This is a genomic window from Streptomyces sp. NPDC047886 (genome assembly GCF_043204435.1).
In the GTDB taxonomy this organism is placed as follows: Bacteria; Actinomycetota; Actinomycetes; order Streptomycetales; family Streptomycetaceae; genus Streptomyces.
Map to the genome: position 1 here is coordinate 592,483 of NZ_JBIDCF010000004.1, position 22,812 is coordinate 615,294.

At 73.5% G+C, this 22,812-nt stretch carries 19 protein-coding genes; 11 read left to right on the top strand and 8 right to left on the bottom strand.

Going from position 1 to position 22,812, the window contains the following annotated elements; genetic code table 11:
• Positions 1–202 precede the first annotated feature (202 nt).
• Complete coding sequence (locus ACGF5U_RS17535) at positions 203–2,200, top strand: hypothetical protein (protein WP_392818690.1); 1,998 nt, start codon at positions 203–205, stop codon at positions 2,198–2,200.
• A gap of 84 nt (positions 2,201–2,284) precedes the next feature.
• Here ACGF5U_RS17535 and ACGF5U_RS17540 read toward each other — a convergent pair whose 3' ends face one another.
• Positions 2,285–3,571: a serine hydrolase domain-containing protein gene (locus ACGF5U_RS17540; protein WP_392818691.1), complete on the bottom strand. Its 1,287-nt coding sequence runs from the start codon at positions 3,569–3,571 to the stop codon at positions 2,285–2,287.
• 191 nt (positions 3,572–3,762) lie between these two features.
• Between ACGF5U_RS17540 and ACGF5U_RS17545 the strand changes: the two genes are divergently transcribed.
• Positions 3,763–4,365 carry a GNAT family N-acetyltransferase gene (locus tag ACGF5U_RS17545; RefSeq protein ID WP_392818692.1) on the top strand — a complete coding sequence of 201 codons (603 nt, stop codon included), beginning with the start codon at positions 3,763–3,765 and terminating at the stop codon, positions 4,363–4,365.
• A gap of 50 nt (positions 4,366–4,415) precedes the next feature.
• Here ACGF5U_RS17545 and ACGF5U_RS17550 read toward each other — a convergent pair whose 3' ends face one another.
• Both ACGF5U_RS17550 and ACGF5U_RS17555 read right to left on the bottom strand, forming a co-directional pair.
• The gene (locus tag ACGF5U_RS17550; protein WP_392818694.1) at positions 4,416–5,474 is read right to left on the bottom strand and encodes a lactonase family protein; all 1,059 of its coding nucleotides are present in this window, start codon (positions 5,472–5,474) and stop codon (positions 4,416–4,418) included.
• A 207-nt stretch (positions 5,475–5,681) separates the two neighbouring features.
• Positions 5,682–6,590 (bottom strand): NAD(P)-dependent oxidoreductase, encoded by a 909-nt coding sequence (locus ACGF5U_RS17555; protein ID WP_392818696.1) that lies wholly within the window; start codon positions 6,588–6,590, stop codon positions 5,682–5,684.
• 121 nt (positions 6,591–6,711) lie between these two features.
• Between ACGF5U_RS17555 and ACGF5U_RS17560 the strand changes: the two genes are divergently transcribed.
• Together ACGF5U_RS17560 and ACGF5U_RS17565 are read left to right on the top strand one after the other, a co-directional pair.
• A complete protein-coding gene (locus ACGF5U_RS17560) occupies positions 6,712–10,062 on the top strand; it encodes a BTAD domain-containing putative transcriptional regulator (protein WP_392818698.1) in 3,351 nt (1,116 codons plus the stop codon).
• A gap of 81 nt (positions 10,063–10,143) precedes the next feature.
• Positions 10,144–10,440: a hypothetical protein gene (locus tag ACGF5U_RS17565; RefSeq protein ID WP_392818700.1), complete on the top strand. Its 297-nt coding sequence runs from the start codon at positions 10,144–10,146 to the stop codon at positions 10,438–10,440.
• 249 nt (positions 10,441–10,689) lie between these two features.
• On the opposite strand, the gene ACGF5U_RS17570 is transcribed toward ACGF5U_RS17565, so the two are convergent.
• Positions 10,690–11,235: a hypothetical protein gene (locus tag ACGF5U_RS17570; protein WP_392818701.1), complete on the bottom strand. Its 546-nt coding sequence runs from the start codon at positions 11,233–11,235 to the stop codon at positions 10,690–10,692.
• A 217-nt stretch (positions 11,236–11,452) separates the two neighbouring features.
• On the opposite strand from ACGF5U_RS17570, the gene ACGF5U_RS17575 reads away from it, so the two are divergent.
• Positions 11,453–14,563 (top strand): CHAT domain-containing protein, encoded by a 3,111-nt coding sequence (locus ACGF5U_RS17575; protein WP_392818703.1) that lies wholly within the window; start codon positions 11,453–11,455, stop codon positions 14,561–14,563.
• Between the two features lie 101 nt (positions 14,564–14,664).
• On the opposite strand, the gene ACGF5U_RS17580 is transcribed toward ACGF5U_RS17575, so the two are convergent.
• A complete protein-coding gene (locus ACGF5U_RS17580) occupies positions 14,665–15,693 on the bottom strand; it encodes a hypothetical protein (RefSeq protein WP_392818705.1) in 1,029 nt (342 codons plus the stop codon).
• A gap of 1 nt (position 15,694) precedes the next feature.
• Positions 15,695–16,135, bottom strand: a complete 441-nt coding sequence (locus ACGF5U_RS17585) for a hypothetical protein (protein WP_392818706.1) — start codon at positions 16,133–16,135, stop codon at positions 15,695–15,697.
• 338 nt (positions 16,136–16,473) lie between these two features.
• Between ACGF5U_RS17585 and ACGF5U_RS17590 the strand changes: the two genes are divergently transcribed.
• The 5 genes from ACGF5U_RS17590 (at position 16,474) to ACGF5U_RS17610 (ending at position 20,057) form a co-directional block, all read left to right on the top strand.
• Entirely contained in the window at positions 16,474–17,202 is a 729-nt protein-coding gene (locus ACGF5U_RS17590; protein ID WP_392818708.1) for a hypothetical protein, read from the top strand.
• A gap of 269 nt (positions 17,203–17,471) precedes the next feature.
• Complete coding sequence (locus tag ACGF5U_RS17595; protein WP_392818709.1) at positions 17,472–18,089, top strand: hypothetical protein; 618 nt, start codon at positions 17,472–17,474, stop codon at positions 18,087–18,089.
• A 293-nt stretch (positions 18,090–18,382) separates the two neighbouring features.
• On the top strand, positions 18,383–18,949 hold the full coding sequence (locus ACGF5U_RS17600) for a DinB family protein (protein ID WP_392818711.1): 567 nt from the start codon (positions 18,383–18,385) through the stop codon (positions 18,947–18,949).
• A gap of 114 nt (positions 18,950–19,063) precedes the next feature.
• A complete protein-coding gene (locus ACGF5U_RS17605) occupies positions 19,064–19,543 on the top strand; it encodes a GNAT family N-acetyltransferase (protein WP_392818713.1) in 480 nt (159 codons plus the stop codon).
• Positions 19,544–19,619: 76 nt separating this feature from the next.
• Positions 19,620–20,057, top strand: coding sequence for a MerR family transcriptional regulator (locus tag ACGF5U_RS17610; RefSeq protein ID WP_392818715.1), 438 nt, complete (start codon positions 19,620–19,622; stop codon positions 20,055–20,057).
• Between the two features lie 102 nt (positions 20,058–20,159).
• Here ACGF5U_RS17610 and ACGF5U_RS17615 read toward each other — a convergent pair whose 3' ends face one another.
• On the bottom strand, positions 20,160–21,041 hold the full coding sequence (locus tag ACGF5U_RS17615; RefSeq protein ID WP_392818717.1) for an SGNH/GDSL hydrolase family protein: 882 nt from the start codon (positions 21,039–21,041) through the stop codon (positions 20,160–20,162).
• A gap of 412 nt (positions 21,042–21,453) precedes the next feature.
• On the opposite strand from ACGF5U_RS17615, the gene ACGF5U_RS17620 reads away from it, so the two are divergent.
• Complete coding sequence (locus ACGF5U_RS17620) at positions 21,454–21,957, top strand: YfbM family protein (RefSeq protein ID WP_392818718.1); 504 nt, start codon at positions 21,454–21,456, stop codon at positions 21,955–21,957.
• Positions 21,958–22,131: 174 nt separating this feature from the next.
• Here the strand turns inward: ACGF5U_RS17620 and ACGF5U_RS17625 are convergent, their stop codons facing one another.
• Entirely contained in the window at positions 22,132–22,791 is a 660-nt protein-coding gene (locus tag ACGF5U_RS17625) for a class I SAM-dependent DNA methyltransferase (protein ID WP_392818720.1), read from the bottom strand.
• Positions 22,792–22,812: the final 21 nt, after the last annotated feature.

The following is a 22,812-nucleotide window of genomic DNA, read 5'->3' on the forward strand; positions in this document are numbered from 1 at the left end:
TCTCGTCATCCGCGTCGGCTGTGCCGAGTCGCCGAAGGCGGCGGGGGACGTGGTCGCCGACCCGCCCCGACGCCCATCCGTCCCGGCCGCAGCCTCCTTACCGCGTAACGGAGTCGACAGTCGCATGGCCGGCGTCACGACGACGCCACCTCAAGGACCCTGCCCGGTCCACACCCCGAAGACCGATTCCCTGGAGGCTCAGATGCGCCGCTGGCGCTTGTCACTCCTCGCAGCCCTGCTCGCCGTCCTGTTGCCCACGGCGCCCGCGGCCGCCGAGCCCGCGGCCGCCGTCACCGCCGCGTCGGACGCCGCCGACTGCACCGGCCCCGGCGTGGAGCGCTTCGGCGCCGCCTCCCTGACCGGCGCGATAGTCGGCGCCGCCGTCCACGAGGGCCGCGGCTACGTCGTGACGCGCGGTCTGAAGCCGCCGGTGCTCGCCGAGTTCGACCTCACGACCCGCAAGGTCGTGCGCCAGACGCCGATCCCCGACGGCCCCGGCGAGGGCTCCCCCGAGGGGGCGTGGGCCACGGCCGTGTCGGACGGCAAGATCTACCTGGGCACCTACCCCGTGCCCGACCTCTACCGGTTCGACCCGGCGACCGGCAAGATCGAGCGCCTGGCCTCCTTCGGAGGCAACGGCGGCTTCATCTGGAGCCTCGCCGCCGCCCCGGACGGGAAGATCTACGCGGGCACCTACCCGGACGGACGGGTGTGGGAGTACAACCCCGCGGGCGGGGCCGTACGCAACTTCGGGGTGCTCGCCACGGGCGAGCGCTACGTGCGGGCCGTGGCCGCCGACGCCACCAACGTCTACGCGGGCCTGCTCGACACGGCGAAGCTGCTCGCGATCAACCGGTCCACCGGTGCCGTCCGCGTACTGGCCCAGGGCGACACCGGGTTCTCCACGGTCTCCATCGGCCGGACCCGGGTGCGCGCCGGAAGCGGCAGCACGCTCTACGACGTGCGCACCGACGGCACCGACCTGCGGAAGGTCAGCCTGGGCGGCAACTCGGTCGACGCGATCGGTCTCGCCCCCGACTACACCGCGTACCTCTCCACCCGCCCGAACGGCACCGTCTACCGCTACCGCACCGCCGAGACGCCGGTACAGGTGGGCACCCCCCGGCCCGGCGAGGAGACCCGGAGCCTGGTCCTCGACGGCACCACGCTCACCGGCTTCGCCGGCAGCGGCGGCATGTGGACGATGGACGTGACCACCGGACAGACCTCCTACACCGACCTGCTGGACGCCGGCCTCACGCCAGGGGCGGAGCGTCCCCAGTCGATCCTGCGGGCCGCGGACGGCGCGGTCTGGGTCGGCGGCCACTACTCCGTGACGGTCCACCAGCCCTCCAACGGCACCAAGCGCCGCATCTGGGTACCGGGCGAGCCCAAGGCGCTGACCCAGCGCGGCGGCAAGATCTACGCGGCCGTCTATCCGAGCGGCCAGATGATCGAGATCGACCCGTCGGACAACGACACCCTGCGGTATCTCGGCGCACTCGGCCACGGCCAGCAGCGCCCCTGGGACCTCGAGTACGACCCCGCCACCGACAAGCTGCTGGTGGCCAGCGCGCCGCTCGGCGCCAACCTGAAGGGTGCCCTGTCCGTCGTCGACCCCGTCACCGGTGCGAAGGACGTGTACCTGGACGTGATCCGCGACGAGAGCCTCATGAGCCTCAGCCTCGGGCCCGGCGGCGTCGTCTACCTGGGCGGCGACGTCCTGGGCGGCGGGGGCACCACCCCCACCCGCACATCGGCCAGCGTCGCCGCCTTCGACCTGGCCAGCCGGACCGTACGCTGGGAGACCGACCCGGTACCGGGCAACCGCACGCTGCAGGACATCAAGGTCCACAACGGCATCCTGTACGGCGTTTTCAAGCGCAACGCCGGCTGGTTCACGATGGACCTCAACACACGCCAGGTCCTCGGCAAGGGCACGCTGTCCGGCTACGGCGAGATCGAGGTGCACCAGGGCAAGGTGTTCACCTCGACCTACTTCGGCGGCGGCAACGTCCACCAGCTGGGCCCCGGTCTCACCTCGCCCAAGCTGATCGCCACCGGCCTCGGCGACGAGTGGTATACCAACCCCCAGCTCGCCTTCGAGCCGGGGACGTGGCAGGCGTGGGCCCTCGCCGGCCGCGACCTCGCCCGGCTGCGCCTCGACCCGTCCTGCGCGCCGCTGACCGTCACCTCCTGAACCAGGCGGGGGCCCGTGCGTCACGGGCCCCCGCCGCCGGGCGGGCCGGACAGTGCCGGGCCACCACCCCCGGACGCCTCACGCCTACCTGTCGTCCAGCAGCGCGCAGACGAAGTCCTCCTGCACCGTCCGCACCTGGGCGAGCAGTTCAGGGCTCCGCTCACTGATCTGAGCGGTGAGGCTGAACGTCATCGAACGTTTGCCGTCCTCCGTCGCCACGGCCAGCTGCGTATAGCCCGGAGTGTTGCCGGTGTGGCCGTACACCACCCCGCATCGGGTGGTGTAGCGGTAGATCGCCAGCCCGCCCGCGTTGACCCCCGGGCCCGGCGGGCTGGAGGCCGCTCCCTCGACGAACGTCAACTGTTCGCGGCGGGTGGCGTCGGAGACCAGCCGCCCTCCCGCGTACCCCCGGATGAACCGGTTGAGATCCGCGGGGGTCGACACGATGCCGCCCGACGCCCACGAGAAGGAGGCGCTGATCGCTTCGGACACGTCCTCGGGCCGGTCCGGCGACGAGACGTCATAGCCGTGCAGATACGGCTCCGGGAGCGCGGCGCCCGCCGGGAGACTCGTGTCGCGCAGGGCGAGCGGCCGGTTCACCAGGCGCCGCAGAAGATCCTCGTACCGTCTCCCGGTCGCCGCCTCCGCCATCAGAGCGACCGTGATGTTGTCGGAGTTCGAGTACGCGTACCGCGTGCCCGGCGGGAAGAGGAGCGGCTCGTCGGCGACGAAGTCGAGCAGGCGACGGGAATCGACGACACGTCGCGGGTCGCTCGTCACGAACTCCACGAACTCCGGGCTCTGCGAGAAGTCGGGCAGACCGCTCGTATGGCTGAGCAACTGCCGCAGTGTCACCTCGTGCCAGGCTGCGGGCAGATGGGGGAGCACCTCCCCGATCGTGGCGTCCAGACGCAGCCTCCCCTGGTCGACGAGGCGCAGCGAGACGGCGCCGCTGAACATCTTGGCCGTGCTCGCGAGCCGTATGTGGTCCGTCGGCCGGGGCTGCCGCTCCGTCCCCAGCTCCGCCACACCGGCCCGTACGACGTGCCGCTTTCCGCCCCGCTGGAGCACCGCGATCGCGCCCGGGGGCCCTCCGGCCGTACGCACCAGCCGTTCGAGCCGCTCCCGCAGCTCGCCGGCGGTGTGACCGTCCCCTCCCGTCGCCGTCGCCGTCGCCGTCGTCGTCGTCGCCGTCGCGGGCGCGGCGATCAGTCCGCACAGGACGGCGGTGGCCGAGGTGAGCAGGGCGACGGCTCGACGCTCGCGACGCCCCCTCCCGGCGGGACGGGCGGGACGGGCGGGACGGGGCGGACGGGCCGGAGGGGTGTGGTCGTGGGCCCGATGACGGCCCGGGTGTGGAGGCTGTGACACGGTCGGCTCCTCGTTGGTGGCGCAGGCTCGCTCAGGGGTGTGCGCCCGGACGCGGGCGACGCCAGTCAAGCCTGACGCGGGACCGGCGTTCCGCCAGCGAAGCGTGCTCCGTCCGGCCGAGTACCACGGCGGCCATCGACCGCCGGGAATGGTGTTGCGAGGGGAGCTGCTGTCGCCTCAGAGTGCGGTGCATGACCGACGACTCCGCAACCGCCGTCCCCGTCCCCGACTCCGACTCCGATATCGGCGTCGCCACCGGCACCCGCCGCCGCACCGAGGCCGACGCCGAGACCGGACCGGTGATATCCGGATGGCGGATCCGCCCCTACCGCTCCGGCGACTGGGCAGCCCTCTGCCGGATCCACGACGCCGCCCGGCTCGACGAGCTGCGCGACTCGGCCGGAGTGGAGGCGTTCCTGACCCTGGAGGAGACGTTCGAGGAGGAGGGCCTGTTCGACGGCCACGTCTGGGTCGCCGAGGACCCCGCCGCCCGCCCGCACCACGGCGTCGTCGGCTTCGTCGCCCTGGCCGACGACGAGGTCACCTGGCTGTACGTGGAGCCCGCCCGCTACGGCCAGGGGGCCGGAACCGCCCTGCTGCGCCACGCCGTGGACCACGGCGGGCCACGGGTGGAGACGACGGTGCTGGCGGGGAACCGGCGTGCCCTCGACCTCTATCTCCGTGAGGGCTTCGTCATTGTCGAGACCAAGGAGGGCCGCCTGGCGGGCAACGAGACGTTCCCCGCCACCGGTCACATCATGGAACTCCGCAAGCCACAGAGCGCCGAGTCCTGAGTCCTGAGTCCTGAGTCCTCAGGCCTGAGTCCTCAGGCCGGTAGGACCCGTCAGCCGAAGACCACGCAGGCCGCCGCCGGCACCGCCAGCGAGCCGGTGCGGCGCAGTTCTCCGCTCGCCCGGTCCACGGAGAACCAGGTGACGTCTCCCGACCACTCGTTGGCGACGTACATCCTGCGCCCCGACGGATCCGGCACGAGGTCCCGGGGCCAGATCCCGCCGCAGTCCACCGTGTCCGCGGGCCGGGGCTTCTCGGCCCCGTCGGCCAGGGAGAACGTCACCAGCGTGTTCGTGCCGCGCACAGCCGCCCAGGCGAACCGCCCGTCGGCGGAGACCGCGACGACCGAGGGGCAGGGCCTCACACCCTCCGGGACGTCGTCGAGGCCGACCGGGACCTCCGAGAGGGCGTCCAGGGAACCGGACACCGGGTCCCACCGGCACACGGTCAGCTGCGGCTCCAGCTCGTGCAGTACGTAGACCACGTCACCGCCCGGGTGGAAGGCGAGGTGCCGCGGCCCGGAGCCGGCGCGCAGCACGGTGTCGGAGTGCGCCCGCAGCTCACCGGTGGCCTGGTCCAGTGCGCAGACACGTACGGAATCGGTGCCGAGGTCCACGCTGAGCACCCAGCGGCCGCCGGGGTCGGGCAGCACCTGGTGCGCGTGCGGCCCTTCCTGCCTGTCCGCGTCCGGTCCGGAGCCCCGGTGGGTGAGGACGGCCGGGGGCCCTGACAGGCCGCCGTCGGCGGCCACCGCGAGACTGCTGACGCTCCCCGAGGCGTAGTTGGCGGTCAGCAGGCGGCGCCCCGCCAGGCTGAGGTGGGTGGGCCCGGAAGCGCCCACCGCGACCGGGGGGCCGAGAGGGGTCAGACCGTCGGCGCCGGGACGGAAGGCGCCGGCCGCTCCCCGCTCCGACTCGCTCACCGCGTACAGCACCCCTGTGTCCGGGGCGAGGGTGAGGCACGAGGGGTTCGCGAACGGATCGACGGCCGCGAGCGGGCTCAGCCCTCCCGTCACCCGGTCCACGGCCGCGACGGTGATGCCGCGGCCGCCTCCCGAGGTGAACGAGCCGATGTACGCCCGGTACTCCCCGTCGCCGTCCGGTCCGCCCACTGCGTCACCATGCCGCGCGCCGCCCACAGCCTGCCCTCTCCGTCGTTCCCGATCCGTACGGGGTACGGGGGCCGGCGCTCGGCCGGCCCCGCGGTCACCGTGACGGGTCACCGTGACGGCCCACCGCGGCCGGTGGCCGCGACCGGTGGCCGTCACCTCACCTTCACCCGCGCCGCCCTCCGGCGCCCGCCCGGGGCGGCGACCGGGTTACGCCGGACGGGACGCGGCGCGCAGGGACTCGATCGCACGGGACAGGCTGGAAGCCGCGTGGCCCTGGTCGATCTGCTGTCGGAAGAGGACGTGCAGCGGTGCCAGGAGATCGGTGCTCACGCCCTGGGCGCGTGACGCGCTGAGGATGTTGCCCAGTCCGGCGGCGTTGATGGCCAGGTTGGACGTCTCGGTGGCGTAGTCGCCGGAGTCGATCTCCCGCGCGAAGCCGGGCAGCGCGCCGGCGGCGCCCGTGAGCCAGCGCACCAGCAGCTCGGTGAGTTCCTCGGCCTTGATCCCGGCGGAGTCGGCCAGCGCCACCGCGTGGAAGAACCCGGCGAACATGCCGTACATCCCGCCCAGGAGGGCGATGTCGTAGACGGATGCCAGACCGGCGTCGGTGCCCACGAACGTACTCGCGCCGAGCAGTTCGAGCTGCTCGCTGTGCGTGTCGAAGGCGTGGGACGGGCCGCTGTAGAGGACGAACGTCTCGGGCGTGCCGATGGTCTCAGGCACCCCGTACACCGCGCCGGACAGGTACGCGGCACCCTGCTCGGTGACCCACGCACCCAGCTCCCGGGCGGACTGGGGAGTCCCGGATGTCAGGTTCACCACGACGCGGCCGGCCAGGGCGCCGGCGGCCGGGCCGAGGAGCCGGCGTACGGTGTCGTGATCCAGTACGCATACGATGACGAGGTCGGCGGCCGCGACGGCCTGATCCACGGTGTCAGCCCGTACCGCTCCGGCGGCGACCAGGGCGTCGGCCCTGCCGGGCGACCGGTTCCACACGGTGGTGCGGTGGCCCGCCCGCAGGAGCGTACGGGCGAGGGCGCGGCCCAGGTTGCCCAGGCCGATCACCGTGACGGTGGGGCGGGTGTCGTGCGCGGTGGTGGCTTCGTTCCCGGTCATGGTCTTCCTCCGTGGTGGTCGGTGTGGGAACAGCGTCGCCGAGAGCGCTGTTGACTGGCTGTCGGTGCGCTGTCGGGTCCGCCGACAGGACCGCGACACGGGTGCGAGAGGGAGGGGTGCGGTGCTGTTCGGGGTGCTGGGACCGCTGACGGTGTGGGGGACGGACGGCCGCCCGGTACCGGTACCCGGTGCGAAGGTACGGACCCTGCTGGCCCGGCTGCTGGTGGATCCCGGGCGCCCGGTGTCCGCGGACCGGCTGGTGGACGACCTGTGGGGGGACGCGCTGCCCGACCACCCGCGCAACACGCTGCAGGGCAAGGCATCCCAGCTCCGCCGGGTGCTGCGGCGCGCGGCGCCGGACGGGCCGGAGCTGCTGGTGGCCGAGGCCGGAGGTTATGCGCTGCGGATCACCGCCGACGCCGTCGACGCGGGGCGGTTCAGCGCGCTCGCGGGACGGAAGCGGGAGGGTGCCGCGCCCCGAGCCAGGGCGGCGGCGCTGTCCGAGGCGCTCGGCCTGTGGCGGGGCGAGCCGTTCTCCGGATTCGCCGAAGAGCCCTTCGCCCGAGCCGAGATCACCCGGCTGTCCGAGGAGAGGCTCACGGCTCTGGAGGAACTGGCGGAGACCCGGCTGGAGTTGGACGAGGGGCGTACGCTCATCGCCGAACTGGAGGCCCTGGTCGCCGCGCACCCGCTCCGTGAACGGCTCCGCGCCGCGCACATGCGCGCCCTGTACAGAGCGGGCCGGCAGACCGAAGCGCTGGACAGCTACGACACGTTGCGCCGCCACCTGGACGAGGAGCTTGGACTGGTGCCCGGCGCCGCACTGGCCTCCCTGCGGCAGGCGATCCTGCGGCAGGATCCCGCACTGGACGCACCGGCCCGCACCAACGGCACTCGCCTCCCTGCGCCCGTCACCCGCCTCGTCGGGCGTGACGACGACCTCGACGGCATCGCCCGCACGATGACGGCCTCCCGTCTGGTCACCCTCACCGGCCCGGGCGGGGTCGGTAAGACGCGGCTGGCCGTGGAGAGCGCGCGGCGGTCGGCGGACGAGTTCCCCGACGGCGTGTGGCTGGTGGAACTGGCGTCGCTCGACCCCGAGCCGGGGGCCCGCACAGGGCCGGATGCCACACCGGCGACGGGCGGAGCGACCCCGCCCCCACCCCCGAGCGTGGCCACGTCCACGTCCACCTCCACGGCCCCGGCCCAGACCCCGACTCAGACCTCGGCCGTGTCCACGGCCCCGCCGGGTGGCGGCGGCGCGGCGGCGACATCGGCGGTCGCCGAGGCCGTGCTGAAGGTGCTGGGCGTCCGCGAGGAGCACGACGACGACGGCGAGGCGACGCTGTCTCCCGTACAGCGGCTGGTCGGCGCCCTCGGCGGCCGCCGCATCCTGCTCGTACTGGACAACTGCGAGCACGTGGTGCGGCCGGTGACCGCCGTGGTCGTGGCACTGCTGCGCGAAGCCCCCGGACTGACGGTCCTGGCGACCAGTCAGGAACCCCTGCGCATCACCGGCGAGGCGGTGTGGCAGGTGCCGCCCCTCTCCCTCCCGGACGCCATCCAGCTGTTCACCTCACGTGCCACCGCGCCCGTGCTCGCCCCCGGCGGACCCGACGCGGAAGCCGTCGCCCTCCTCTGCCGACGCCTCGACGGCATCCCGCTGGCGCTGGAACTCGCCGCCTCCCGCGTGCGAACGGCGGGCGTGCACGGGCTGCTGAACCGGCTCGGCGACCGGTTCGGAGTGCTGACCGGCGGGGCACGGGACGCCCCCGAGCGCCAGCGCACCCTGCGGGCCGTGCTCGACTGGAGCTGGGACCTGCTCACGACCGCCGAACGCACCGTACTGCGACGCCTTTCCGTCCACGCGGAAGGCTGCGCCCTGGAGGCGGCCGAAGCGGTCTGCGCCGGAGACGGTGTCCCGGCCGCCGAGGTGCGGGGCCTGCTGGAGAGCCTGGTCGACCGGTCGCTCGTCGTCCTCTCGGACCGTCCCGACACGACCGTGTACCACCTGCTGGAGACCGTCAGGGCGTACGGGCGCGAACGGCTCGCCGAGGCCGGCGAGAGCGGCGCCGTACGCGAGCGGCACAGCCGGTACCACAGCAGTCTCGCCCTGCGCGCCGCGCCCCTGCTGCGCGGCCCCGAGCAGCGGCGGTGGCTGGAGCGGCTGGACGGTGCGGGCGCCGACCTCCGCCGGGCGCTCGACCACACCGTGGCGGCGAACGCGGGGCAGCGGGCAGCGCGCATGGTGAACGCGCTGGCCTGGTACTGGGTGCTGCGCGGCAGGCTCACCGAGGCGTCGCGGGCTCTGGACACCGTGCTCGGTTCCCTGCCCGACCGGCCGACACCCGAACGGGCCCTGGCCATGGCCTGGCGGACAGGGATCGCCGTGATGGCCGATGCGGAGGGGGACGGGGACACGGCCGCGCGGATCGAGGCGGTCCTGGCGGCCTACGACGAGGTCGCCGACCCCGAGGGGCACGCCACCGCGCTGTGGTTCCTCGGGTCGGCCCAGATGGGCGCCGGAGCCGTCACAGCGGGTGAGACCCTCGTGAACCGTGCCCTGGACGGCTTCACGGCGCTCGGCGACGACTGGGGGACGGCCGCGGCGTTGAGTGTGCGGGCGCGGCACGCCATGGCACGCGGCGATCTCGCGGCCGTCCGGCGCGACGGCGAGGAGAGCGCGAAACTGTTCCGCGCGGCCGGCGACCGCTGGGGGTGGCTCCAGACCGTTTTCCCGCTGGCGGCGCTCAGCGAGATCGGCGGCGACTACGAGGCCGCCGGCCGGCTGCAGCGCGAGGGGCTGGCCGTCGCGGAGGAACTCGGCCTGGCGCGGGAGGCCGCGAAGCGCCTGTGCGGTCTGGGCCGGCTCGCCCTCCTGACGGGGTGCCACGCCCAGGCCCGTACGTACCACGAGCGGGCCCGTGAGCTGGCCCGGGAGCACCACTTCAGGTCCGGCGAGGTCGACGCGGAGCTCGGTCTCGCGCTCGGCGCGCGCCGGGAGGGCGACCATGCCCTGGCCGAGTCGCGTCTGCGCTCCCTGCTCGCCTGGTTCACCAAGGTCGGGTACGGGCCTGGCATCACGCTGGTGACGGCCGAGCTGGGCTTCGTCGCCGAACACCGGGGCGACGCCGATGCGGCCCGCGCCCTCCACCTCCAGGGCCTGGAGGCGGCGACCGACCTGGGCGATCCGCGCGCGCGTGCCCTCGCGCTGGAGGGCCTGGCCGGTGCCTTCGCCCTGGCCGGTCGCCATCGGGAGGCGGCACTGCTGCTGGGCGCCGCCGAGGCCGCCCGCACGTCCGTCGGAGCTCCGCTACCGCCTGCGGAACGCGGTGACGTGGACCGCGTCATGACCGCCGCCCGCGTGGGGCTCGGACCGCGAGAGTACGCGGCCGCCCACGCCGAGGGCGCGACGCTGGACCGGGAGGGCGTCCACGCCGTGGCGTACACCGATGCGACGGTGTGCCTCTGACGGCGTCGCAGCCTTGGCGGTACGCACGTCCTCGATGTGCCCAGGCCGTGACCTGGGTCGAGTTGGGGCGTTGGTCCGGGTATGACCAAGACTCAGCGCGTTCTCGCCGCCATCGCCGTCGCCGCAGGGACTGCCGCACTGGCCGCCCCCACCGCGGACGCGGCCGTCGTCCCCGCCGACCGCGGGGCGCGGGGACCGTCTCTCCTCAACCAGGTCGAGGACCTGTCCGCGATCGCCGTCGCTCCCGAATACCGCTCGCAGGTACCCAGGATCACCCAGCAGTTCGGCGGACTCTCCGGGGTCCAGCGCCTGGGTGAACTCCGCCAGCTCGTCACCCCGGTCGCACCCCTGCTGGGACTGGTACCCGGCGTGCACTAGGTACCCCCCGTACCCCGTACCCCATACCTCTGTCCCGGGCCCTGCCCGACCCTTCCGGTCGAACCGGCCGAACCGAGCGAGCCCGACTCACCCCAGTCCACCGCACCGACGGCACCCCGTGCCCGGTCGTCGCAGGCCGGGCGCGGGGGCGGGGTGGGGGCGGCTCGCGGTCTTCGGCCGGGCCGGACGCGGGCGGCCCAGCCGACGGGCCGTCAGCGGCCGGCCGCCCCCGCGCAGCAGGGCTCCCTCTCACCTCGCCCCATCGCCGCGGGGGCCCCGCCGAAACCTCTTCTTGAGCACGGCCCAGCGGCCGGGGGCGCCGGGCACCCTGGTGGCCAGCACGGTGCGCGGGATGCCGAGCGTGTCCAGCCGCGCCAGCAACACGGTCTCCTGTACTGCGGTGACCGCGATCCACAGGGACGTTCCGGTGTCGCTGGCGCTGAAGACCAGCCGATCCCCCCGTCGGCCCTCCGCGTTGATCGTGTAGGGAGCCAGATCCACCAGCACCTCGAACTGCGCGTCGTCGCGGACGTCGATGTCGATGCCCATCCCAGAGTCGTCGCGCGGGGAACGGGTCCCATCCGCGGCCCGCCCTCGTCCGAGCGACAGCGCGCGCTCGTACGAGGGCAGAACCGGCTCCGGCCAGGGATCGTCGCTGTACGCGTCGAGGTGGGCCGTGTCGATGCCCGACCGCATCACGCGCAGGGCTTCGCGATGGACGAGCGCGACGTCCACGGGGCGCAGCCCGTCCACGAGTATGAGCTCGCGGCTCCGGCCGCCGATGTCTTCGATCACCACCCGATCTTCCCACGAGCGACCTCCATGCCGCCGACCGGGCGCGAGCAGCACGTGGAGGAACGGGCCCCGCTCGTGTGGAAGGAGATCCCGCGGCCCGTCACGGCACCTGTCACCGCCCACGAGTGGCGTCCACGCCCCACATCGCCGGAAACACGCGGCCCGGCGGTGCCCGTGGCGCCATGATGGAGGCCCGGCACTCACGGGGGAGGGGCGCGTGGGGGAGCGAGAGGATCTGATCGCGGCGGTCCGGGACCGGGTGGACCGGGTGGCCGCCACGCGGGACGGCAGCGCGGTGCTCGACCAGGCCGCGTTGGCGCTCTCACGGCGTCTCGCGGACCTGTGCGACGCGGGCAGCGGGGCCGATCTGGCGGCGGAGCACGCTCTGGGCCGGCTGCACCACTACCGTGCCGAATACCTCGATCCTGAGCGGTCCGGCCCCGACCGCCGACTGGCCGTCCGGTTGCTCGCCTGGTGCTTCATCAGGGAGTTCGACGACGTGCCGCAGCCGCTGCTCGTCCCCATCGCCGAAGGAGTGCTTCCGTTCGCTGCGGACACGCTGAACCGTGCCCGGGACACCCTGGATCCTCCGGCCCTGGCACTGGCGGAGAGCCTGCACCGACGTATCGCAGTCATCCTGCCGGAACACCACCCGGACCGCGCCCCCTGTCTGTCCCACCTCGGTATCGCCCTGATGACCCGCTACGGAGGCACGCTCCGCCTGGCGGACGCCGACGAGGCGGTGGAGGTGGCGCGCGCCGCGGTACGCGCCCCGTCCGACGACCCGCGGGTGCGGGCCGCCGCCCTGAACAATCTGGGCCTCGCCCTGCGGATGCGCTTCGAGCACACCTGGGCGCCGGCTGATCTGGACGACGCGGTGGACGCCCTGCGCGGTGCCGTCCGCACCGTGCCCGAGGACGCCCCCGCCCGGATGAACTTCCTCCTCCAGCTCGCCCGCGCCCTGGAGGTGCGGTACGAGAGCACGGAGGCGCTGACGGATCTGGACGAAGCCGTCGAGACCTCCCGCACCGCCCTCCGTATCGCATCGGACGAACCTCCCCACCTGGCCGACCACCTGGCCCAGCTCGGGGGCGCGCTGATGATGCGGTACGAACGCACAGGGGCGGTGCGGGATCTCGAGGAGGCGGTGGAGCGAGGCCGCGCCGCCCTCCGGGCCCTCCCCGACGGCTGGCCCCACGCGGCCCCGCACCTCTCCAGCCTCGCCGCCGCCCTGCGGGCGCGCTTCGCGCACACCGAGGCGTCGGCGGACCTCGACGAGGCGGTGGAACTGAGCCGCGCCGCCGTGCGGATCCTCCCCGGCCACTACCCTCCCGGCGATCACGCCCTGTACCGGTTCAGCCTCGCCGGCACCCTGCTGACGCGGGCAGAACACGCCCCGGCACAGGCGGACCTGGACGAAGCGGTCGAGCTGCTCGAGGCCGCCCTCGACGCCACCTCGGGCGACCACCTCCACAGGACCGTCTACCTCACCCACCTCGGTCGCGCCCTGATCCTGCGGTCCGAGCACTCCGGCACGGCGGAGGACCGGGAGAGGGCACTGGTCGTGGTGCGGCAGGTGGCCGAGGACGCGACGACACCCCCACGCTTCCGTATCGCCACGGCCCGCACGGTCGCACAGATGATCGCCGTCTCCGATCCGGCCCAGGCGGCCGCCCTCCTGGAGCGGGCCGTGCAGGCGCTCCCCGAGGTGGCCTCACGCCGCCTCGAGCGCGGCGACCAGCAGCACGCGCTCGCCGGTCTGGCCGCGGGTCTCGCCGCCGACGCCGCCGCCCTCGCCCTGGCCGACACCACGCACGAAGCGCCGGACCGGGCCGTGCGCGCGCTGCGCCTGGCGGAGGCGGGACGCACCGTACTCCTGTCCCAGGCCCTGGACACCCGGAGCGATCTGACCGACCTGCGTGACCGGCACCCCGACCTCGCCGCCCGCTTCCTGGAGCTGCGCGCATCGCTGGACCAGGACGTCGCCACGGCGCCGCCCGCCGTCGGCGGCACCAGGGGGAGCGGCGGACAACGGGAACGGCACCGCCTGGCAGCGGAGTTCGCGGCGTTGCTGAAACGCATCAGGAACTGCGAGGGGTTCGCCGGGTTCGGTCTGCCGCCGACCCTCGACGAACTCCTGGCGGAGGCGGCCCTGGGCCCGGTGGTGACGTTCAACGTCAGCCGCTACCGCGGTGACGCGCTCCTCCTCACCCCGGACGGCGTCACCTCCTGCCCGCTGCCCCGGCTCACCCAGGACGCCGTCGTCCACCAGGCCGAGACCTTCTACCAGGCGCTGGAGGCGGCGACAGCACCCGACCGTGACCGCGTGGCCGCCCAGCGGACCCTGCGCGGCGTGCTGGAATGGCTCTGGGACGCCGCCGCGCAACCGGCACTCTCCGCCCTGACGGACCTCGGCCACGCCATCCCTCCGGCGCACGACGGGGAACCCCTGCCCCGGGTGTGGTGGTCGCCGGGCGGACTCCTCGGCCTTCTGCCCCTGCACGCGGCGGGCTTCCACACCGACACCGGGACGTCACCGCGCCGCCGTACCGTCATGGACCGGGTGGTCTCCTCCTACACCCCCACCGTCCGCATGCTCCGTCACGCCCGGCGCCCCCGGCCCGCGACGCGGGACGACGCCCGGTCCCTGATCGTCGCCGTACCCGCGGCGCCCGGCCTCGACCGGCTGCGGTACGTCCCCGAGGAGGCACGCCGGATACGAGCCCTCCTCCCGCAGCCGCTTCAGCTCACCGCGCCGGAAGCCGACGCCGACGGCGCCCACCACGTACCGGGCGACGACATCCCGACCACGGCCACCGTCCTCGCCCGCCTGCCGGAATGCTCCATCGCCCACTTCGCCTGCCACGGGGCCACCGATCGCACGGATCCCTCGCGGAGCCGGCTGTTCCTCCACGACAACGCCACCTCGCCGCCGCTGACGGTGTCCGCGCTCGCCCGTGTCGATCTCGAACGGGCGCGGCTGGCCTATCTGTCCGCCTGCAGCACCGCGGACCCCGGCAACGCCGAGCTGCTCGACGAGGCCATCCACCTCACCAGCGGCTTCCAGGTCGCCGGGTTCCGCCACGTCGTCGGAACCCTGTGGCCTATCGACGACCGCGTGGCCGCCGAGATCGCCGAGTCCTTCTACCGGCACCTGAGCACCGGCACACCGGGTACGCCGGGTGCGTGCGGCGCGTCCCCCGTTGCGCCGGGGAGTATCGACCCCGACCGGGCCGCCCTGGCCCTGCACCATGCCGTCCGGGCGGTGCGCGACCGCTACCCGGCGACCCCGTCCCTGTGGGCGGCCCACCTCCACTCCGGCGCGTAGACGTACCGGGGAGAAACGGCGTACCCGGATCGGAAGAACGGCGTACCCGGATCGGAACGGCCCACCGGGGACGCACAGGCGCGTCTGACGGCGGCCGGACTTCACAGCTCGTCGGGCACTGCCTCGCCGCGCGGTGCCGTCAGCCGGATCAAGTGGCCCCGTCCCTGGAACAGGAAGGTGAGGTCGCGGCCGACGCGCCGGTCGAGCGGTTGCGGCTCCTCGCTCCGTACCAGGCCGTGCAGCCGCGCGAGTTCCACCGCGTGCAGCCGTGTCGCCGCCTCCAGGACCTGGGCGTAGCGCTCCGTCGCGGCCCGGGAGCGCCGCCAGCCGGTGAGGACGAGGACCGCCGCCGCCACGAGGCCCGGCCACCACAGGACGCCCACGCCCACGTACAGCACGCCCCATCCGGCGAGGGTCGTCGTCCGGCTGAGCTCGGCACGGGCGTCGGTGACCTCGGCGCGTGTCGTGTCCGACAGGCAGAGCCGCAGGTGCGGCCACACCGTGGCGGGATCGAGGTCGTACTCGCGCCGCAGCCGGACCGCCACAGCGGCGACACGGTCGCCCATCCAGGTGGGGCAGGTGGGCCGTTCGAGGGCGACACGCTCGATACGGCGCTGCTGATCCGCCGACGCCGACGCCGTCGTTGACGCCGTCGCTGACGATGGAGCGGCGGGTGCGGCGGCGGTGCCGTCGTGCGGGGCGAGCGCCCGTTGCCGCGCGCGCCGCTCGACGTCGGCCCTGCGCCGACGGGTCAACTCGTCCCAGCGGTGGCGGCGAACGGCCGACCTCCGGCGAGCCAGCCCGCGCAGCGGAACCGGCCAGGCGTCCGAGTCCACCGCCACCCAGGTCCGTTCGATACCGGATCCCAGCGCCTGCGCGACCACGCCCACCGCCGCCGCGCCCAGCAGCCCGGCGATCAGCAGCACCACCAGGCCGCCGGTCGAGCCCACGCGCGGCGAGGCCGCCCAGGTGTCGATGCGCTGGATCAGGCGCGTGACGTCGAGCGCGTGCCCGTGGCCCAGGGCCCGCCCCCCGGCCAGGACCGCCAGATAGAGGGCTCCGGGCAGCACCAGGACGGACACCCAGCGCTCGGCCAGGCGCTTGCCGATCTCGGACAGCAGCCCGCCCACGTCAGGTCCTCACCCAGCGCAGCGCCTCTCCGGAGAGCGAACACGCCGGCGGCTCCGCACGGGAGTCGTCGTCCGGCCACCACAGCCGGGAGCAGCGGCCGTCGGGGCAGAGGAACACGACGTCCAGCGGCTCGGCCGGCGGCAGCACGTCGGCGCGGGGCACCGCCGCGCGGGAACCGTCCCCGTACGCGCCCATCGCGTCACCGCAGCGGAGCAGCGTGTGGTGGAGCTCGTCCAACTCCCGCTCCACATCGCCCCCGGACCGTACGGCGGTGAGGAGCCGGTCCAGGACGGCGTCCCCTCCGGTCCCTCCTCCATTCCCCCCTCCTGCCTCCTCCCCCATCCCGCCGAGGAGCGCTCGCAGATCCTCCAGTCCGGTGCACACCCGGGCCAGCGCGTCCTTGATCCGCACCTGCCGGTCCGCTGCGCTCTCGTCGGCCATCGCGGCCTACCCCCACGGCGTCGTCCAGTCGATCAACGGGACGTTACCGTCTCCGCCATGGCGGGACCAGGGCCGACCACGCACGTCAGGCGCCGAGTCGACCGCGACCGTCGCGTCCACGGCCCGCCCCCGGCTGACGCCCCTGGTCACGCCTGTGATGGGTGCCTTCCGGGCTGCCCGGCCGCCTCGCGCCATGCCCGGCGGCCTGTCCCGGACACGCCGGCGGCGGAACGACGGGCCTGACCGTGAGCCTGCCGGAAAGGCCCGGCCGGCTCCCTCTGCCTGGTACCAGACGCGGCCGCCGGGCACGCCCGGGGCGGATGGGGCACACTCGGCGGGTGGACGACTTCGACCTGGTGTATCGCGATCCCGCGCCCGAACGGTACGGAAGCCTGCGGGTGCAGACCGCCGACCTCGGCCCGGCACGCTGGCTGGCCGAGCAGGACGCCGGGTACGGGGCCTTCGGGACCGTGGCAGGTGTCGCCGCGCCCGGGTTCGCCGCCTACGCGCGGGTGCTGCATCCGGCGTCCCTGAGGGAACGGCCGGTGCGGTGGTCGGCGGTGGCCGCCGCCTACGGGCACGTCGTGGCGCCGGGCACCGGCTGGCACGAGGCGATCGGGATGGACCGCGACTACCACAACGCCTCCGAGTACGGTCTGCCCGGTGTGTGGGACGAACATCCGGCGGAGGGCCCCACACCGCCCGGTGTCGCGCGAGCCCTGATCCCCCTCCTGGCCCGGCACACCCGGACCGCCGAACGCTGCTGGTTCGGTCTGTGGAACGGCTACGGGCGCTGGGACTTCGACCGGGTGCCCACGTTCCGTACGCCCGGCCGTGACGAGGTGCTGCTCACCGGCACCCTGGCCGAGGCCGTCTCGCCGGTGGACATGGACGAGTTCGCCGAGCTGCCCGACCTGTGGTGGCCGCAGGACCGTGCTTGGTGCCTGGGCGGCGACGTGGACCTGGTGAGCACCTACATCGGAGGCTCAGCCGAGCTGATCGCCGAACTGCTGGACGCCCGGGAACTGGAGGCCCACCGGGTGGCGCCGGGCGACGGGGTCGGCTGAGCTCGCGCGTACCCGCGGGGGCGGGGCCGCGCCCCTCACCACCCCCGTTGATCGCTACCATCGTCCGCGACGTGACCCCTGCGGTCAGCGGGTCCGCCCGCTGACGGCACGGGGGCCGGTCACCGGCGCCCGGCCGTGAAGGGACTGTCGGGAACGCCACCTGAGGGCCGCCTTGAGACCTTGGGGCCTGGAGGACTTGAGGCCTGGAGGGCCTGGCTGTGCGGGGGTTGCCGCCGCCGGGGACATGCAACGGGGAAAGTGAGGATGCGATGCGTAGGTGGACTCGTGCCGTTCCGGCGGTGGCGGGTGCCGTGGCGCTGGCCGTGGTGCTGACGGGCTGCGGTGACTCGGGTGCGGGCAAGAAGAGCCGGGGTTCCGGCTCGTCCGACTCGGGTGCGGCGGGGGCGTCGGGGGCGGAGGACAAGCAGACCTTCCGGCTGGGTGAGGCCAGCCCGCCGAAGGAGAGCGACATGAAGGCCTCCTCCGGGGCCATGTACACGGTCACACCGACCAAGGTGGTGACGGGCACCCCGGCGGACATGAAGAACTCCGGCCTGAAGCCCGACGAGAAGGACGGCCCGCAGGTACCCGTGTACGTGTGGTCGACGCTCACGCACAAGAGCGGCAAGATCATGGAAGTCGGCGACATGGACGACGACCTGGTCGTCAGGACGGACCGGGGGCAGAGGACGCGGGCCCTGATCGTCATTCTCGGTGAGGCCACGTGGCCCGACTGCCCGGCGCCGGACCGCGACAAGAAGCTGAGCGCGGGGCAGTCGGAGAGGATCTGCACGGCGTTCCTGATCCCGGAGGGCCAGAAGGCCGCCGCCGTGGAGCTGACGCAGGGCTTCTACAAGGAGCCCCTGGAGTGGCCGGTCGCGAACTGACCGGCCGCCGGCCCGCCGGTCCCGGTGCGAGCGCCGCCCTGCCCCGTTCCTGCCCGGCAGGGCGGCGCTCACGCGGTGTGGATACGAGCCCGGGACTCAGGTTCCGGCCCACCGGCCCGCAGGTGCACGTGCGCGTGTGCGTGCGCGCGCGTGTGCGCGCCGGAGGAAGGCAGCGTGGTGATCTGACGTCGCCGACCGCCTGTCTCACGCGGCCGCCATCCGGCGCCTCAGCGGCGCCACGGCGTCACCTCGCATCGATAACTCGGTGGCGGACTCGGGCTGCGCACATCACCATGCGACGCATGAGCGATCAACCTGCGCGATGGACTCAGGCAACCGTCTACCCCGACATGTGGGCCGATCCGGCGGACGACCCGCGCAACAACGACTCCAGCCCCGATGGCGAACTCGCGACACTGCTGGACTTCCTCACGAACTACCGCATCACCCTGCGGATGAAGTGCGACGGCCTGGATCCGCGGCAACTGGCCCGGCGGTCGGTCCCGCCGTCCACGATGTCGTTGCTCGGCCTGGTCCGGCACCTCGCCGAGGTGGAACGCGACTGGCGCAACTGGATCACCGACGGTGACCCGCTGCCGAAGCTGTACGGCGAGAAGGACGGGGACTTCGACGGGGCCGTCGCCGAACAGGCCGTGGTCGACGCCGCGTACGCCGATCTGGAGCGCGAGCAGGCCGCGACCGACGCCGCCCTGGCCGGGCACCGCTACCTGGGCGAGCGGATCGGGAAGGACAGGATCTCCGTGCGGGAGCTGATGGTGCACAGGATCGAGGAGTACGCCCGTCACTGCGGACACGCCGACCTGCTGCGCGAGTGTGTCGACGGCAGGGTGGGCCAGTGAGGAGAACCGGCCGCGCCGGCTGGTGCGCGACCTGCCGGGCCGGGCCGGCCCGGGTCCGCCGCATCGTGCGGTGAACGGTTCGCGGGTCGAGTGAGCGGTTCGTAGCCTGACCCCGTGATCAGTCGTGGATTCGTGGACGGAGCCGGGCGACGCGTCGCTCTGCATGAGGTGAGCGACGACAACTGGCGCGCTGTCGCAGATGTCGCTCCACTGGATGACCAACGCCGTTACGTACCCGCCCTGGCGGCTCGCTACCTCCTGCTCTCGCTGCGCGAAGGCGTATGGAACTCGTTCGCCGTGTGCGCCGACGACACGGTGGTGGGGCACATGATGTGGGGCCGCGACGAAGACGGCTCGTACTGGATTGGCGGCATGGTGATCGACGGTGGCGAGCAGGGCAGGGGACTCGGGCGGGCGGCGGTCCGAACCCTCATGGGATGGCTGGCGGATCGCGCGGACTGCCAGGTGATCCGCCTGTCCCACCACCCGGACAACACGGTGGCCGCGGCGCTGTACGCCTCTGTGGGGTTCCGGCCGACGGCGGCCGTCGAGGGGGACGAGGTGGTCGCCGAGTATCCGTGCCGACAGCCGTGACCCGGGCGGCGATCCGGCGACGTGCGAACGAAGGGGACTTGAGTCTCCACCTGCTGGAAGGTGGAGAGTCGACCTCGTGAGCGACCACACGGAGCTGCTGACCATCGGCGACCTCGCCCGTCGCACCGGACTGCCGGTGCGCACGATCCGCTTCTGGTCCGACAACGGCGTTGTCGCGCCGACCGGCCGGTCGACGGGCGGCTACCGGCTGTACGACGCCGAGGCCGTCGCCCGCCTCGACCTGGTCCGTACCCTGCGCGAGCTGGGCATGGACCTGAACACGGTGCGCCGCGTGCTGTCCAGGCAGGCGACGGTGCGCGACGTGGCCAGGGCGCATGTGCGCGCCCTGGAGGCGGAGATCCGCACCCTGCAGGTACGCCGCGCGGTGCTGCGGCGCGTCGCTCGCCACGACAGCACGACCGAGGAGATGAGACTGATGCACGAACTGGCCCGGATGTCCGCCGACGAACGGCTGCGCCTGGTGGACGGATTCGTCCAGGAGATATGTGGCTGATCGCCGCGCTGCGCGCGCACGCCTAGCGTTCGACGCCCACGTACCGCTCCCGGCCCCGCCGGGTCCAGGGGCTCGGCGGGGCCGTGCGGGCCGCGCGCTCCGTCAGCGGGTCGCGGCGAGAACGGCGCCGGCCATGGCCTGTGCACCGGCGGCGTTGGGGTGGAAGGGTGCGGCGGAGCCGAAGGTGAGGGGTTCCATCCAGCGGGTTCCCGCGGGCTTGCACATGTCGTGGCCGATGGACGGGGTGTAGGTGTCGACGTAGACGGCCCCGTGCGCGGCGGCCTGGGCGGCGATCATGGCGTTGAGGCGCTTGTGGGTGTCCCGCAGCCAGGGGGCGTCGCCCTTGGCGATGGAGACGACGGAGAGGCAGTTGGTGCCGTCGTCGGGGAGGATCGCCGGATAGCCGGTGACGAGGATCTTCGCGTGCGGCGCGCGTGCGCGGATGTCGCCGATGGCGTCGGCGATCTTGGGAGCTGTCCTGTCGATGGTGGCGGCGAGCTCGTCGCGGCCGGTCCAGGTGTAGCTCTTCTTGCAAGGTGAGCCGAACGGGCTGGTGAGCCCGAGCGTGACGCACCGGAGGATGATGCCGGCGAAGCCGATGTCGTTGCCGCCCATGGTGAGGGTGACCAGGTCCGTGTCGGCGTTCAGCGCGTCCAGTTGCGGCGGGACGTCGGGGTACTGCGCCGAGGCCAGGTGCGCGGTGGTCGCCCCGCCGCAGGTGACGTCCTTGTGCGCCGCCGGGGTGAGGGCCGCGTCGACCAGCGCGGGATAGTTGCGGCTTGAGCGCATGCAGGTGGTGTCGACCGAGTCCGGCACACCGGACGCCGCGGCGTAGGAGTCGCCGAGGGCGACGTAGCGACTGACGTCGGTGTCGGCGGCCACGGCGGGGCCCGTGCCGAGACCCGCGCCGGCGGTCAGGGCGGCTGTGGCGGTGGCCAGTACGACGGCGGTTCGGGCGCGACGGCTGGGCAGGCGTGAGCGCATGGGGGACCTCTCATGGACAGGGGCAGGAGGGCTTCGCCGCTGACGGCCACCGGGAGGGCCGGTCAGTGGGCGCGGGAAGTGGGCGGCAGGACGGTCCCGTCCGTCGTGCCGCCGACAGCGCGGAGAACCGAGCGGTACTGGCCAGTAGTACTGGCGGTAAATATGTGGTCGGTCGCCTGCGTCGTCAAGGGGTGCGGCACCACCTATTGACTGATCGTCAGTAGCGCGTCGTCTGCGGCGCGTTCGGGACGCGCGGCTTCAGGCGCCAACCGGCGCGCCCCGAGCCGATGGCCATCACGCTGACGCGCGCACCGGCCGTTCATCGGCTGGTCCCCGAAGCGTCCGAGAACGGGTGGCGGACAACCGGACCGCACACCGCCGCCGTGTCAGTGCCGCCTCGTACGATCACGCCATGAGCATGATCGGAACATTCGTCCGCCTCACCCCCACCGAGCTCGACCGCGCGGTCCGGGATCCGGGCTGGGCACAGGACCACGTGGACGAGCTGATCGAGGCGGAACTCGACGACGGGCCCGAGGGGGCCGGGGTGCGCTGTCACGACATCGACAAGGCGTGGCACGCCCTCGACTTCCTGCTGCGCCGCGTCGCCTTTCCCGTCGACATCGTCCACGGCGAGGAAGAGATCCCCGAGGCGGAGGACTGGGGCTACGGGCCGCCTCGTTACCTCACCCCGGAGCGGGTCCGCGTCGCCGCGGACGCCCTCTCCCGCATCCCCCATCAGACACTCATCGAGGGCGTCACCCCGACAGACCTGGCCCGGGCCGACATCTACCCCCACAGCATCTGGGAACGGGGTGAATCTCTGGACTACGTGACCAGCCACTACCAGGCGCTGGTCCCCTTCTTCCAGGCGGCGGCCCGCGACGGGCACGGGATGCTGGTCTGGATCGACTGATCAAGCGGCGGCCGCCCGCCCGGCCGCCGCACCCGGCGCCGCCCTCTTCCCGCCCGGCCGCCGCGCCCGGCGCCGCCGCCCTCCTCCCGCCGCGATCCGTCCCTCGGCGTACACGGCCGAGAGCTACCGGTGTGTCCGGCGGACGGCGGCGTACCGCGGCGGCCTGGCCTCTCGTCAGGATCGGGGCCGCGGGCCGACGCCTGCGCGCATCAGCAGATGGCCCCGACGGAACCGTTCGTCCTCCCGAGGCTCGCGGAGCATCCGGCCGTCCTCGACGAAGCCGGCTGCGCGGGCCAACCCCGCGAGGTCGTCGATCGGCCACCGGTAGGCGGTCGTCACCTTGTGGTCGAACGCCGTGACCGGCTCGTTCTCCGACTCGAAGAAGGCGAGCAGGATGTGGCCGCCGGGGGCGAGGACACGCCGGAACTCGGCGAAGTACGCGGGCATCTCGCGCGGCGGGGTGTGAATGACCGAGTACCAGGACACGATGCCTTGGAGCCCGCCGTCGGCCATGTCCAGGGCGCCCATGGAACCGGTCTCGAACCGCAGGTCGGGGTACGCCTCACGGGCGAGGCCGATCATCACGGGTGACACGTCGACGCCGAAGACGTCCAGCCCCAGGTCCCGCAGGTGCGCGGTCACGGGTCCAGGGCCGCATCCGAGTTCGGCGACGGGCCCGGCGCCGCTCGCCCGCACGAGTTCGGCGAACGCCGCGAGCACCGCGCGATCCAGCGCGATGGCGTCGAGGTCGGCACGGGCCAACGCGGCGTAACGGACAGCCACGGCATCGTAGGCGTCCGCTGTCGCCCTGAGGTACGAGGAAGGTTCGGTCACAGGCGTGGACACTAGAGCCTC

What these genes read in the sequence shown, in the direction of transcription:
- ACGF5U_RS17535 (WP_392818690.1), top strand. Translation starts at nt 203, where the DNA reads ATGCGCCGCTGGCGCTTGTCACTCCTCGCAGCCCTGCTCGCCGTCCTG.
- ACGF5U_RS17545 (WP_392818692.1), top strand. Translation starts at nt 3,763, where the DNA reads ATGACCGACGACTCCGCAACCGCCGTCCCCGTCCCCGACTCCGACTCC.
- ACGF5U_RS17555 (WP_392818696.1), bottom strand. Translation starts at nt 6,590, where the DNA reads ATGACCGGGAACGAAGCCACCACCGCGCACGACACCCGCCCCACCGTC.
- ACGF5U_RS17565 (WP_392818700.1), top strand. Translation starts at nt 10,144, where the DNA reads ATGACCAAGACTCAGCGCGTTCTCGCCGCCATCGCCGTCGCCGCAGGG.
- ACGF5U_RS17585 (WP_392818706.1), bottom strand. Translation starts at nt 16,135, where the DNA reads ATGGCCGACGAGAGCGCAGCGGACCGGCAGGTGCGGATCAAGGACGCG.
- ACGF5U_RS17595 (WP_392818709.1), top strand. Translation starts at nt 17,472, where the DNA reads ATGCGTAGGTGGACTCGTGCCGTTCCGGCGGTGGCGGGTGCCGTGGCG.
- ACGF5U_RS17600 (WP_392818711.1), top strand. Translation starts at nt 18,383, where the DNA reads ATGCGACGCATGAGCGATCAACCTGCGCGATGGACTCAGGCAACCGTC.
- ACGF5U_RS17615 (WP_392818717.1), bottom strand. Translation starts at nt 21,041, where the DNA reads ATGCGCTCACGCCTGCCCAGCCGTCGCGCCCGAACCGCCGTCGTACTG.
- ACGF5U_RS17620 (WP_392818718.1), top strand. Translation starts at nt 21,454, where the DNA reads ATGAGCATGATCGGAACATTCGTCCGCCTCACCCCCACCGAGCTCGAC.